This window comes from Achromobacter maghribensis, assembly GCF_057334215.1.
In genome coordinates this window covers 76,694-90,028 of the sequence record NZ_JBHFII010000017.1, presented here as the reverse complement: position 1 = coordinate 90,028, position 13,335 = coordinate 76,694, and the positions used below count along the sequence as shown (strand labels likewise).

Here is a 13,335-nt window from a genome sequence, read left to right as displayed (position 1 = left end):
GCCTCCGCGGCCCGGCGCCGCTGGCCGGCAAGGCCCCGTCCCCCGTTCCGCTTTCCTGGTTTCCGCCTGGCGTCGCATGGCGGTGGCGTTGGCCGCCGCCGCGGCGCTTTGGGCGTTGACCGGCTGGGCATTGGACTGGTGGCCGCGATGAGCGTCGCACCCGTGACGATCGATCTGGACGACGCGTCGTTCGGCTGGCACGGCCATCCCGCGCTGAAATCGGTGTCGGGCCGGTTCGCCCCCGGTGGCATGACGGCCGTGGTGGGACCCAACGGGGCGGGAAAATCGACGCTGATCAAGGGGATCATGGGCGTGTTGCGCCCGATGACGGGCAGGGTCCGCATCGGCGGCGCGGGACGGTCCGAGTTGGCCTGGCTGCCGCAGGCGGCCGAATTGGACCGGTCGTTTCCCGTGACGGTGCTGGATCTGGTGGCGATGGGGGCGTGGCGCCGCGTTGGCGGCTGGCGCAGATATCGCGGCGAAGAGCTTGACCGCTGCATGGACGCGCTGGAAATGGTGGGCCTGGCTGACGCCGCCGGGCGCGGGATGGATACGCTCTCGGGCGGCCAGATGCAGCGCACGCTGTTTGCGCGGATGCTGGTCCAGGACTCGCCCGTGTTGCTGCTGGATGAACCGTTCGCGGCGGTGGACAGCCACACGACCGACGATTTGATGGCCTTGCTGTGCGGGCTGCACGGGCAGGGACGGACGATCATCGCGGTGCTGCACGACCTGGACCTGGTGCGCGACCACTTCCCCGATTGCCTGCTGCTGTGCGGGTCGGTCGTGGCATGGGGTGCCACCGAAGACGCCCTGAACGACACGCATCTGAAGCGGGCGCGGCAATGGCACGCGGAGGCCTACCTATGAGCCTGGCGCAATGGGTGGTGTCGCCATTTCTGGATTATGGATTCATGCGGCGCGCGCTGGCGGGCGCCAGCGCGCTGTCGCTGGGCGCCGCGCCGTTGGGCGTGTTCCTGGTACTGCGGCGCATGAGCCTGATGGGCGACGCCATGTCGCACGCCATCCTGCCCGGGGTGGCGGCAGGCTTCCTGCTGTCCGGCCTGTCGCTGGGCGCGATGATGCTGGGCGGCATCGCCACCGGTCTGGCCGTGGCCTTGCTGGCGGGATTGGTCGCGCGGTTGACGCCGCTGCGCGAGGACGCCAGTTTCGCGGCCTTCTATTTGATATCGCTGGGGTTGGGCGTGCTGCTGGTGTCGTTGCGCGGTTCCAATATGGATCTGTTGCATGTGTTGTTTGGCACGGTGTTGGGCCTGGACGATGCGGCCCTGCTGCTGGTGACCATCACGGCCAGCGTGACGCTGCTGGTGCTGGCCGCGATCTACCGCCTGCTGGTGGCCGAATGCCTGGACCCGGGCTTTCTGCGCGCAAGCGGCGGCGCAGGCGGTTGGGTTCACATGGCTTTCCTGGTGCTGGTGGTTGTGAATCTGGTGGCGGGCTTCCAGGTGCTGGGCACCCTGATGGTGGTCGGGATCATGATGCTGCCCGCCGCCGCCGCCCGCTTCTGGGCGCGTTCCGCGGCGCGGCAGATCCCGCTGGCCGCGGCGTTCGGCGTGCTGGCCTCCGTCAGCGGCCTGCTCGTGTCCTATCACTATGACGTGCCCGCCTCGCCTTCGATCATCCTGGCTGCTGGCGCCTGTTACCTGGTTTCCATCGTCGGCGGCCCGCATGGCGGGCTGCTGCGGGCGCCGCGCGGGATGCGCCGGGCCTGAATTCACTAGGAGATTCGCTATGCGTTCCATTCTGCCGACGCGCCGCCGCGTTTTGTTGGCCGCGGCCGGGTTGTGCCTGTCGGCCGCTTTCGGCGCGGCGCATGCCGCCGAGCCGTTGAAGGCGGTGGCCAGCTTTTCCATCCTGGGCGATATCGTGCGCGAAGTCGGCGGCAACGACATCAGTCTGACGACGCTGGTGGGCCCCGACGGTGACGCGCATGAATACGAACCGACCCCGGGCGATGCGAAGAAACTGTCCGCCGCGCGGGTGCTATTCGTGAACGGCCTGGATTTCGAGACCTGGCTGCCCAAGCTGACAAAGGCCGCGGGCTTCGCCGGCCAGACCGTGGTGGCCTCGCAGGGCGTGACGCCGCGCAAGTTCGCGAAGCAAGGCGACGCCGGCAAGCAAGAGGACCATGGCGACGATCACGATCACGACCATGATCATGATCAGGACGGCCACCATCACCACGGCGACGCCGACCCGCATGCCTGGCAGGATCTGGCCAATGGCGTGATCTACGCGCGCAACGTGGCCGAAGGTCTGGCCGCCGCCGATCCCGCTCATGCCGCCAACTACCGCCAGCGCGCCACCGCGTACATCGCCAAGCTGCAAGCGCTGGATACCCATGCGAAGAAGACGTTCGCGGCCATTCCCACCGAGCGCCGTAAAGTCGTGACCTCGCATGACGCCTTTGGCTATTTCGGCGCCGCCTACGGCGTGGTGTTCGTTTCGGCGATGGGCGTGTCGACGGATGCCGAGCCGTCGGCCGGCGAAGTCGCCGCCATCATCGAACAGGTCAGGCGCGAGCGCGTGCCGGCCGTCTTCGTCGAGAACATCACCAGCCCCAGGCTGGTGCAGCAAATAGCGCGCGAGACCGGCGCCAAGGTGGGTGGTACGCTTTATTCCGACGCGTTGTCCAAGCCTGGACAACCGGGCGCCACTTATCTGGAAATGTTTGAATGGAACGTACGTCAGCTTGCCGCGGCCTTGCAACCCTGAGCGCCACGGCGGCCTTGCTGGCGGCGGGCGCCGCCAGCGCGCACCCGCACATGTGGATCGACGCGCGCGCGGCCATCGATATCGACGCGCAGCACCGCATCACGGCGGTGCGCCAGGTGTGGCGGTTCGACGAGATGTTTGGCGCTTATGCCACGCAGGGCTTGAAGACGGGCAAGGACGGCGCGTTGCCCCCGGCCACCCTGAAAGGCATGGCCGACGACTGGATGAAGGCGCTGGGCGAACCGATTTCGCATTACTTCACCCGCGTCACGGTGGACGGCAAGACGGTGGCGTTTGCCGCCCCGCGCGATGCGCGCGTCGACTGGAATGCGAAGACCAAGCGATTGACGCTGTCCTTCACGTTGCCGCTGGCCGCGCCGGCGGCAATGGGGGCGGACGGCGCACAGGTCGACATCTACGACCCGACGTATTTCGTCGCCTACGCCTTCGACGAGAAGGGTGCGGTTGCGCTGGGCGGCCCAGCCGCCGCGGCGTGCTCGTCTCACTACCGCAAGCCCAAGGAACTGGATTGGAAGACCATGCAGCAACTGGCCGCGATCCCGGCCGACCCGGACGCGTTGCCCGACGAACTTTTCGCCATCACCAAGGGGTTGACGCACCGTATCGAGGTGCGGTGCCCGTAGACCACGCCCGGCGTGGCGTGGCGGCGGCCGCGTGGCTGATCGCGGCGGCGCTGCTGGCGGGCGGCATGGGTGTGGCGGCCGCTCAGGGCACGCACCCCTTTGGCGTGCCGGAAAGCGGCACGGGCATGGGCGGGCCGGGATGGCTGGCCAGCTTCTTCGGCCAGGTCTCGGTCTGGCAGAGTCATTTCTACCGCCAGCTCACGGGGGCGGTGCGCGCCTGGCAGGCGGAAGGCGGCGCGGCCTGGGCCTTGATCGGCCTGTCTTTCGCCTATGGCGTGTTCCACGCGTTGGGCCCCGGGCATGGCAAGGCAGTGATTTCGTCCTATGTGCTGGCCAATCGGCAAACCGCGCGCAATGGCGCGTTGCTGGCGCTGGCGTCGGCGTTGATCCAGGCGCTGGTGGCGATTGCGATGGTGACGGTGCTGGCGGTTGTGTTCAACGCCACTGCGGCGACGATGAACCAGGCGACGCGCTGGCTGGAATTGGCATCCTATGCCCTGGTGACGCTGCTGGGCGCCTGGCTGGTATGGGTGAAGGCGATCCGTCCGTTGTGGCGGTGGCGTGCGGGCCCTGCGGATGTGCCGGCGCCCGCTCTGAAGGGCGCCGCCGCGCTGCGTGCGATCTCCGTGCATGCGGCCGCCGCGCCGGCGCATGGCCATCACCATCATCATGACGATGACTGCGGTTGCGGCCATGCGCATGTGCCGCCGCCTGAACAAGTGGCGGGCCAGATGAACTGGCGCCGCGCCGGATCAGCCATTCTGGCGGTTGGGCTACGGCCATGCAGCGGCGCGCTTATCGTGCTGGTGTTCGCCTTGTCGCAAGGTTTCTTCCTGGCCGGCGTGGCGTCTGCCCTGGCGATGGGCCTGGGCACGGGTTTGACGGTGGCCGCGCTGGCTTGCCTGGCGGTCGCGGCCGGCGGCGCGGCGACGCGTCTTGGTCAGCGCCTGTCCGGCACAGGCGCTGCGCGTTTGCGCTATGGCGTGGAAGCGCTGGCGGCCTTGGCGGTGCTGTTGTTGGGGGTCATGTTGCTGGGCGGCATGGTCGCGGGAGGCGGCTAGCCGTTCAGGATTTGCGGCCGGCGCGCGGGTGCGCCTGGTCGTAAGCCTTGGCCAGATGTTGGAAGTCCAGCCGCGTGTAGACCTGGGTGGTGGAGATATTGGCGTGGCCCAGCATTTCTTGCACGGCGCGCAGGTCTTGGGCCGACTGCAGCACGTGGCTGGCGAAACTGTGGCGCAGCACGTGCGGATGCACATGCGTGGGCAGGCCGGCTTGTTGCGCAATCTGCGCCAACTGCAGTTGCACCACGCGCGGAGAAATACGCTTGCCGCGCGCGCCCAGGAACATGGCCGCGGCATCTTCCGGGGCAGCGTTGGGCGGCGCCAGGCGCGGCCGCGCGGCAATCCATTTCTGCAAGGCTTCGACGGCGGCGTGGCCAACCGGCACCGAGCGGCGCTTGCCGCCTTTGCCCAGCACTTCCACTTCGGCTTCGTCCAGCTTCAGCCAGCCACGGGATTCGTAGCCGGCCGACCGTGTGTAGCGCAGATCCAGGCCCACCAGTTCGGACAGCCGCAGGCCGCTGGAATACAGCAGTTCAAGCATGGCCTGGTCGCGCAGCGCGGCGGGCTCGTTCGCGACCTTGGCTGGCGGGCGGTCCAGCAGCGCCTGAGTCTGTTCCACCGATAGGGCTTTGGGCAGGCCGCGCGGGGCTTTGGGCGCACGCACGCCGGCCACCGGATTGCCGGCCAGTTCCATTGACGGCGCCCACCATTGGTAGAAACCGCGCCAGGCGGCCAGCGTGCGGGCCAGGCTGCGCGGGCCGCGGCCCTGGGCATGCAGGCGCGCGACGAACTGGCGGATGTGGCCGTTCGCGATCTTGTCCAGCGGTAGTTGGGCGCGATCGGCCAGTTCTTGCAAGAAGTGCAGTTCGCGCCGGTAGCCGGCCAACGTATGAGGCGAATAGCGGCGGTTGGTTTCAAGATGGCGCAGCCAGGCGCGCATCGGATCGGGCAAGGTTGCCGCGCCCGCATCGGCGGGCGGGGAGTCGAGGGGGGGCGCGTCGCGCGTGGTGTGGCTCATGTGCGCCCGCCCTGGCGTTGCCCTACGCCTTCGGCGACGCCGGATTCAGGCGATGCAGCGCCGCCGAAGCCAGTTGGCCGATGGATTCCAGGAACGCCGTGCCCATTTCCGGGATGAAGCGCTCGGGGTCGTCGGAGCCCAGCACCAACAGGCCGACCGCGGGGCCGTCGGCTTCCAGCCGCAACGGCACCAGCGCCAGCGACTTCGGCGTGCCATCCAGCCAGCTGGCGGCTTCGAACGCGGTGTCGGTGCCGCAATACGGCGTCTTCAGGCTGTCGGTGAACGTGCGCACGTCTTGCGAGACGGGTTCGCCGTAACCGGTGGGCGGCAGTTCGGACAAGTCCCACAGGCGCAGCGCCACGTGGTTGAGTTCGAACTGTTCCGCCAGCCCCAGGGCGATTTCGCCCGGCACGCGCTGCGCGTCGTTTTCGGACAGCAGGCGGCTGCACCACTTGGCCACATGCGTGCCGATGCTTTCGTTGGCGGTGGCGTTGCGCACCAGTTCGTTCAGGCGCCATTCCAGTTCGCGGTTGCGTTCGCGCAGCGTCAGGATCTGGCGTTCGCCAAGCGAAATCGCGCGCGAACCATGCGGATGCGGGACCTGCATGGTGGCGAAGACGTCAGCGTGTTCGTCGAAGAAGCCGGGGTGCTCTTGCAGGAAGGCGGCGATGTCCTGGGCGGTGAATGCGATATCAGTCATAGGGTCAGCGGTTCAGCGCCGTGGAGAAGACGAGCTTGTCGATGTCGACTTGCCCCGTGAATACGGATTCGGCCGGGCCGGTCATGCGGAGCTGTTCGCCGTTCCAGGCGACGGTAAGCACGCCGCCGCGCGTTTGCACGCGCACGGGCGATTGCAGCAGGCCGCGGCGGATGCCGGCCGCGACGGCGGCGCAGGCGCCCGTGCCGCAAGCCAGGGTTTCGCCCGCGCCGCGTTCAAACACGCGCAGGCGAATGTTGTGGGGGTCGACCACTTGCATGAAACCCGCATTGACCCGGCGCGCGAAGCGCGGATGGGTTTCGATCAGCGGGCCCTGCACGGCGACGGGAGCGGTATCGACGTTATCGACGACCTGCACGGCGTGCGGGTTGGAGATGGCCACGGCTGACAGCAGTACCTTGGCCGGCACGCCGGCGGGCGCGTCGAGTTCCAGTTCCCAAAGGGTGTCTTCGCCCTGGCGTTGCGACGCCAGGCCAGCGGTGTCGAAGGGAAGGGCGGAGGGATCGAAGCGGGTGCTGCCCATTTCGACCGTGACCTGTTCGTCGTCGCCTTCGTCCAGGACGAGGATGCCCGTGGCGATTTCGGCGCGCAGCGGATTGCGGTCGGACAAGCCTTGTTCGTGCACGAAACGCACGAAGCAGCGGGCGCCGTTGCCGCAGTGTTCGACTTCGCTGCCGTCGGAATTGAAAATGCGATAGCGGAAATCGGCGTCCGGCCGGGTGGCGCGCTCGACCAGCAGGATCTGGTCGGCGCCGATGCCGAAATGCCGGTCGCCCAAGGCGCGCGCCCGCTCGGGCGTCATTTCGATGGTCTGGCGGACCCCGTCGAGCACGACGAAGTCGTTGCCCGCGCCATGCATTTTGGTGAAGTTCCAGTTCATCCCGGGATTATCGCCCATTATTAAGGCGCGGACAGCCTGGGCCGGACGTTCAATAGACTTTGGGTTCGCCCGGGGGGCGAGTCTTGAAGCGGCGGTGCACCCAGTAGTACTGGCTGGGGCAGCGGCGCACCCAGGATTCCAGCTCGCGGTTCAGGCGGGCGGTGGCGGCTTCCAGTGAGTCCTCGCCCGGAAAATCGGCAAGCTCGGGCAACACGTCCACGTGGTAGCGGCCCGTATCCGGATTCCAGAAGCCCACGACCGGCAGTACGGCGGCGTTCCATTTTTGCGCCAATTGGGCGGTGGCCACGAGGGTGGCGGCCTGCACGCCGAAGAACGGCACGAACACCGAACCCTGGCGGCCAAAGTCCATATCGGGCAGGTAATAGACCGGGCGCGGCGCGCGCAGGTGGCGGATCAGATCGCGCACGCCGTCCTTGCGGCTGACCAGGAAGACTTCGTTGAAGCGGACGCGGCCCGCCGCGACGACGGCATCGATGTGCGGGTCGCTCTGCGGGGTGTACATGGTGGCCGCGCTGGGGATCTCCAGGGTCAGCCGGGTGGCCGTCGCGTCCAGCGCAATGAAGTGCGGCGCCAGCAGGATTACGGGGCGGCCCTGGACGATCAGTTCGTTGATGTGCTCGATGCCGGTTTGCGTAACCATCTCCTTGACGGCCTCGGCCGTGCCGTACCAGAGCACGCCGCGGTCCACGATGGATTGCGCCAGCGCCCGGAAGTGATCGGCAAGCCATTGCTCGCGCACGGACTCGGGCTGGTCGGGAAAGCACAGCGCAAGGTTGCGGCGCACGATGTGCGCGCGTGATCTTGCCAGCCGGGGGGCCAGCCAGCCTAGCACCGCGCCGATGCGCTGGCGCGTCGACGGCTTGATGCGGCTGAACCATTTCAACAGGGAGACGAGCGTGCGCGTTTTCGGATCATTCATGGCGGTAGGGATAAGACCGGGCTACTCGGAACGGGCGGCCGCTTTCACGAAGCGGCAGGGGGCGCCGTGCCGGCGTCGGGCGCGGGCGGGGCGCCGCGCGGGGTCTTGTAGCGGTTGTAGCTCCAGAGGTATTGCTGGGGGCAGCGGCGGATCAGCGTTTCCATCGAGGCGTTGATCAGGGCGGCTTGTGATTCGGGGTCGGCGGGCAGGGGTTCAGGCACCCGCACGTAGTGGATGCGCCAGCCGCGGCCCTTGGGCAGCCGTTCGCCGGCGGTCAGGATGATGGGCACCCCGGTTTGCGAGGCCAGCTTGCTGGGCAGGGTCATGGTGTAGGCCAGACGCCCGAAGAACGGCACCCACACGCCGTCGCCCACGCTGGGCGCCTGGTCGGGCAACATGCCGACGGATTCGCCGCGGCGTAGCGCGCGCACGAACTCGCGCACGCCTTGCATGGTGGCGGGCACGGCGTTGACGGCGGAACTGTTGCGCGCCGTTTCCAGCAGCGGGGCCAGGATGTCTTTGCGCGGAGGACGGAACATTACCGTCATCGGCATCTGGCGCGCCAGGTAGCGCGCGGTGATCTCGAAGCAGCCCAGGTGGGGCGTCAGGAACAGGATGCCACGGTTTTCGGCGCGGGCGGCGGTGACGATGTCGTTGTCGTCCGACACGACCTGCGCCAGGCTTTGTTCATTCCTGAACCAGACACGCGGATTCTCCAGGATCATGGCGCCGGTTTCGGCCGCGGCCTGGCGGGCAAATGCGGCGCCCGGGTAGCCGGCCTGGGCGGCGTTGGCCTGCAGGCGGCGCCGGTACTTGCCTGGCCAGGCGTAGACGGCAAGCCCGGCCAGGCGCCCGATGGCGTGCGCGACGGGTAGCGGCAAGGCGGCGAAGAGTCTGAACAGGGCAAGCAGCATTCGGCGGATGGGTAAGGACGGGCACGGTCGTGCCGGGGGAATGCCGGCTTCCGGGAATATGCTTACATCCCCGGCTTGAGCATAAGTACGGCATTTTCGCTTAAAATGCGTTCAGTCGCCGAGTTAACCGACAACTTGCGGGGCGACGGCAAGGGTACGGCGCCATGCGCGGCTCTTGCTGAATCCGCTAAAGCGTCGCGCCCAGATAGCGTATGCCATGCATTCCGGGGTGCAACGCGCCTCGTGAACCTATGCGCCGGCAAAGCCGGACCTTAAGGACGCATCTGTGGCCAATAACGATTTCCTCTTTACTTCCGAATCCGTCTCCGAAGGGCATCCCGACAAGGTTGCCGACCAGATTTCAGACTCGATTCTGGACGCCATCTTCACGCAGGATCCCAACGCGCGTGTCGCGGCCGAAACGCTGTGCAACACGGGCCTGGTCGTCCTGGCTGGCGAGATCACCACCACCGCCAACGTCGACTATATCCAGGTCGCGCGGGACACCATCCGCCGCATCGGGTACGACAACACCGAATACGGCATCGACTACAAGGGTTGCGCCGTGCTGGTTGCTTACGACAAGCAATCGCCCGACATCGCCCAAGGCGTGGACCGCAGCTCGGAAGACTATCTGAACCAGGGCGCGGGCGACCAAGGCCTGATGTTTGGTTACGCGTGCGATGAAACGCCCGACCTGATGCCCGCCCCGATCTGGTACGCGCACCGCCTGGTGCAGCGCCAGAGCGAACTGCGCAAGGACGGCCGCCTGCCGTGGCTGCGCCCGGATGCCAAGTCGCAAGTGACGTTCCGCTACGTCGATGGCCGCCCGGCGGAAGTCGATACGGTGGTGCTGTCGACACAGCACGCGCCGGAAGTCACGCAAGAGACCATCCGCGAAGCCGTCATCGAAGACATCATCAAGCCGAGCTTCCCTGAAGGCCTGATCACGCCCGACACGAAGTTCCTGGTCAATCCGACCGGCCGCTTCGTCATTGGCGGTCCGCAAGGCGATTGCGGCCTGACCGGCCGCAAGATCATCGTCGACACCTACGGCGGCGCATGCCCGCACGGCGGCGGCGCGTTTTCGGGCAAGGATCCTTCCAAGGTCGACCGTTCGGCCGCCTACGCCGCGCGCTACGTGGCCAAGAACATCGTGGCCGCCGGTCTGGCGCGCCAGTGCCAGGTGCAGGTCAGCTACGCCATTGGCGTCGCCGAACCGATCAACATCACCGTCTACACCGAAGGCACCGGCGTCATCCCCGACCACGAGATCGCCAAACTGGTGCGCGAGCACTTCGACCTGCGTCCGAAGGGCATCGTGAACATGCTGGACCTGTTGCGTCCCATCTACGCGAAGACCGCCGCCTATGGCCACTTCGGCCGTTCCGAGCCGGAGTTCTCGTGGGAAGCCACGGACAAGGTCCAGGACCTGAAGAAAGCGCTGTAAAGCGGCGTGTCGACAAAGCCCCTGCAACGAGAGATGCAGGGGCTTTTTTCATGGGCCTGTCGCGCCAGGCTTTTGCCCGAACGTGAATCTTGCCTACAACCCCCAGGCCGACAAGTCCGGCAGGCGTGGCGCGGGCGATAGCACGGGTTCCAGTGCGGCCGCGCAATCCAGCATGGCGGCGTCGCCGCCGGCGGGGGCCAGCAATTGGACGGCGAGGGGCATGCCGTCGTCGTCGAAACCCGCCGGCAAAGCGATCGCGGCCGCGCCCAGGAAGTTCGCGGGACGCAGCAGTTTGCCCAGACCGGCGTGGCGGACGTCTTCGGCGTCCAGCGCTTGCGCGGCCTGGTCGCAGGCAGGCATCAGCAAGGCGTCGATGCCCTGCATGGCGCTGGCGAACGCTGCCATGTCGGCCTGGCGCCGCAGCAGGGCGGCTTCATAGTCCGCTTGCGAAATCCGGCCGCCCGCGGCGATGCGCGTGCGCACGATTTCCCACAGGGGCGCCGCAGGGTTCTCGGCCAGCGCGCCGTAGTAGCGATAGGCCTCGTAGGCCAGCACCACCGAGTTGTCGTCCGCCATGCGCGCGAACGACAGCGCGGCGGGCGGGTGCCAGGCGGTGGGGGCAAGGCCCGCTTGCGTCAGGCGTTCTTGTGCGTGATGCCAGATGCGCAGGCCGGCATCGGTCAGCGACGCGGGCCAGGCCTGGGGGGCCAGCACGGCTACCGCGGCGGACCGGCGCGGGGCGGGATGCCGCAGCGCGGTGAAGCAGGCGGCGGGCAAGGCCAAGGTGGCGGCATCGTCGACGTCCGGGCGGGCCAGCAGCTGCGTCAGCAAGCGGGCGTCCGCCACGTTGCGGGCCAGGGGACCCAGCACGTCCAGCGTGTCGGACAGCGGCAGGCAGCCGGCGCGGCTGATCATGCCGGAGGACGGTTTGTAGCCCACCACGCCGTTGAGCGCCGCCGGGGCGCGCACCGAGCCGCCCGTATCGCCGCCCAGCGCGATCGGCGCCAGCCCGGCCGCCACCGCCACGCCCGCACCGCTGGAGGATCCGCCCGGCGCGCGCGCGACGTGGGCGTCCCAGGGATTACGCGCCGTGCCTTGGGTCGGGTTCTGGCCCGACAGCCCGAACGCGTATTCGGTCATGCGGGTCTTGCCCAGAATCACCATGCCTTGCGCGGCCAGCGCATGTATCGCCGCCGAGGTCTCGCCGCTGATGACGCCTTGCCGGGTCTGCGACCCGCCCGTGGCGGACGTGCCCTGCCATTGGATGCTGTCTTTCACTGCGACCGGCACGCCATGCAGCGGGCCCATCAGAATGCCGGCGTCTTGCAGGCGGTCGGCGGCATCGGCCTGCGCCAGCGCGCGTTCGGCGGTGACTTCGCTGTAGGCGCCAAGCGCCGGGGCGCGGTGGATGCGGTCCAGGAAGTGCCTGGTGACCTCGCGGGAGCTCAGTTCGCGTTGGCGGATGGCGCGGGCGAGTTCGCGGGCGTCGCGGAAATGCAGGTCGATGTGGGCGTGTTCGGGCATGGTGCTCATGGAGAAAGAAAAAGCTCTCCGGCCCTTGCGGGGCCGGAAAGCGTTTGCACGGGGCGCCTGGAGCGCTACTTCAGCGTCTGGCCCTTGGTCTCGGGCATGCGGATGAAAGTGATCAGCGTGATCACGGCGCCCGCCAGCACGTAATAGAAGAACCAGCGTTCCATGCCCTTGCTTTGCAGCCAGGTCAGCAGGTAGGGCGTGGTGCCGCCCAGCAGCGCGACGACCAGGTTGTATGGCGTGCCGATACCGACGGCGCGCACGCTGGTGGGGAACTGTTCCGACATGATGGCCGGCGCGATCGCCGTGTACATGGCATACAGCACCAGGCCGAACAGCTCCACCGCCAGGATCGAACCGAACGAGGGCCCAAGCGTCGTCATCAGGGGATAGAAGAACACCAGGTAGCCAGTGGCGAAAAAGATCAGCTGCGGCTTGCGGCCGATGCGGTCCGAGAGGATGCCGAACAGCGGCTGCACCAGCATGAAGACGACCAGCGCGACGGTGTTGGCGGCGAACGCGGTCTTGGGGTCGGCGCCCACCTGGCGGATGGCGTAGGTGGGGACGTAGGCCACGAAGATGTAGAACGCGAACGTGGTCAGGACGGAGAAGCCCACGATGCGCAGCACTTCGCGCGGGTGATCGCGCAGCAGGGTGCGCAGCGGCTGCTTTTCGACGCCGGCTTTCTTGGCGTGCGAGAAGGCTTCGGTTTCCGGGATGGCACGGCGGATCCACATGCCGGCCAGGCCGCCCAGCGCGCCCAGCAAGAAGGGAATGCGCCAGCCCCACGATGCCATGTCGGCCTTGGTCAGCGTCGACGTCAGGATCCAGCCCACGGCGGAGGCAGCCAAAATGCCGACAGCGGCGCTGAAGAAGACGAAGCTGGAGTAGAAACCGCGTTTTTCGGGCGGTGCCATTTCAGCCAGAAAGGTCGTGGCCGAGGCATACTCTCCGCCCAGCGACAGGCCTTGCAAGAGGCGTGCGCCGGTCAGCAGCAGGGGGGCCGCAATGCCGATCGTGGCGTAGGTGGGGGTGATGGCGATGATGAGCGAGCCGCCCGCCATCATCAGGATCGTCAGGCCCAGCGCGGCTTTGCGGCCGTAGCGGTCGGAGAAGATGCCCAGCACCCAGCCGCCCACCGGGCGCATGAAGAAGCCCACGGCGAAGATGCCGAAGGTGGCCAGCAACGCCGTGGTCTCGTTGCCCGGCGGGAAGAACTGGCTGGAGAAGAAAATGGCGAAAGAGGCATAGATGGTCCAATCGAACCATTCGACCGCATTGCCTACACTACCGGCCAGGATGGTGCGGGCGCGGGATACCGGCGCGGCGCTGGCCGATGCGGCGCTTGCTCCTTGCTTGCTGCGCAAGGTCGCGGAAGGGGTGCTCATGACGTCCTCAAAATAAGAATTTATTTTTGGTCAAAAAGACCGTTTAATTTTATGTT

General features: G+C 67.4%; 13 protein-coding genes. 6 read left to right on the top strand and 7 right to left on the bottom strand.

The window, feature by feature from the left end:
• The first annotated feature begins 147 nt into the window (after positions 1–147).
• From ACE039_RS07210 to ACE039_RS07190, 5 genes are all read left to right on the top strand, one after another.
• A complete protein-coding gene (locus ACE039_RS07210; RefSeq protein WP_448708750.1) occupies positions 148–870 on the top strand; it encodes a metal ABC transporter ATP-binding protein in 723 nt (240 codons plus the stop codon).
• Positions 867–1,733: a metal ABC transporter permease gene (locus ACE039_RS07205; protein ID WP_485822004.1), complete on the top strand. Its 867-nt coding sequence runs from the start codon at positions 867–869 to the stop codon at positions 1,731–1,733. The genes ACE039_RS07210 and ACE039_RS07205 overlap by 4 nt, the downstream gene beginning before the upstream one ends.
• A 19-nt stretch (positions 1,734–1,752) precedes the next feature.
• Entirely contained in the window at positions 1,753–2,736 is a 984-nt protein-coding gene (locus ACE039_RS07200) for a metal ABC transporter substrate-binding protein (protein ID WP_485822003.1), read from the top strand.
• 50 nt (positions 2,737–2,786) lie between these two features.
• On the top strand, positions 2,787–3,380 hold the full coding sequence (locus ACE039_RS07195; protein ID WP_485822062.1) for a DUF1007 family protein: 594 nt from the start codon (positions 2,787–2,789) through the stop codon (positions 3,378–3,380).
• A gap of 65 nt (positions 3,381–3,445) precedes the next feature.
• On the top strand, positions 3,446–4,441 hold the full coding sequence (locus ACE039_RS07190; RefSeq protein ID WP_485822061.1) for a nickel/cobalt transporter: 996 nt from the start codon (positions 3,446–3,448) through the stop codon (positions 4,439–4,441).
• Positions 4,442–4,445: 4 nt separating this feature from the next.
• On the opposite strand, the gene xerC is transcribed toward ACE039_RS07190, so the two are convergent.
• From xerC to ACE039_RS07165, 5 genes are read right to left on the bottom strand one after another with little or no spacing between them, the layout of a single operon-like run.
• On the bottom strand, positions 4,446–5,459 hold the full coding sequence (gene xerC / locus ACE039_RS07185) for a tyrosine recombinase XerC (RefSeq protein ID WP_485822002.1): 1,014 nt from the start codon (positions 5,457–5,459) through the stop codon (positions 4,446–4,448).
• A gap of 22 nt (positions 5,460–5,481) precedes the next feature.
• Positions 5,482–6,159, bottom strand: coding sequence for a DUF484 family protein (locus ACE039_RS07180; RefSeq protein WP_485822001.1), 678 nt, complete (start codon positions 6,157–6,159; stop codon positions 5,482–5,484).
• A 4-nt stretch (positions 6,160–6,163) separates the two neighbouring features.
• Positions 6,164–7,075 (bottom strand): diaminopimelate epimerase, encoded by a 912-nt coding sequence (dapF, locus tag ACE039_RS07175; protein ID WP_448708793.1) that lies wholly within the window; start codon positions 7,073–7,075, stop codon positions 6,164–6,166.
• 31 nt (positions 7,076–7,106) lie between these two features.
• The gene (locus ACE039_RS07170; protein WP_485822000.1) at positions 7,107–7,997 is read right to left on the bottom strand and encodes a lysophospholipid acyltransferase family protein; all 891 of its coding nucleotides are present in this window, start codon (positions 7,995–7,997) and stop codon (positions 7,107–7,109) included.
• 44 nt (positions 7,998–8,041) lie between these two features.
• A complete protein-coding gene (locus ACE039_RS07165) occupies positions 8,042–8,911 on the bottom strand; it encodes a lysophospholipid acyltransferase family protein (protein WP_105555829.1) in 870 nt (289 codons plus the stop codon).
• Between the two features lie 286 nt (positions 8,912–9,197).
• Between ACE039_RS07165 and metK the strand changes: the two genes are divergently transcribed.
• Positions 9,198–10,361, top strand: a complete 1,164-nt coding sequence (gene metK / locus ACE039_RS07160; RefSeq protein WP_183014010.1) for a methionine adenosyltransferase — start codon at positions 9,198–9,200, stop codon at positions 10,359–10,361.
• Between the two features lie 93 nt (positions 10,362–10,454).
• On the opposite strand, the gene ACE039_RS07155 is transcribed toward metK, so the two are convergent.
• Both ACE039_RS07155 and ACE039_RS07150 read right to left on the bottom strand, forming a co-directional pair.
• Positions 10,455–11,885, bottom strand: coding sequence for an amidase (locus ACE039_RS07155; RefSeq protein WP_485822060.1), 1,431 nt, complete (start codon positions 11,883–11,885; stop codon positions 10,455–10,457).
• Between the two features lie 74 nt (positions 11,886–11,959).
• Positions 11,960–13,279 (bottom strand): MFS transporter, encoded by a 1,320-nt coding sequence (locus ACE039_RS07150; protein ID WP_105555831.1) that lies wholly within the window; start codon positions 13,277–13,279, stop codon positions 11,960–11,962.
• Positions 13,280–13,335 lie beyond the last annotated feature (56 nt).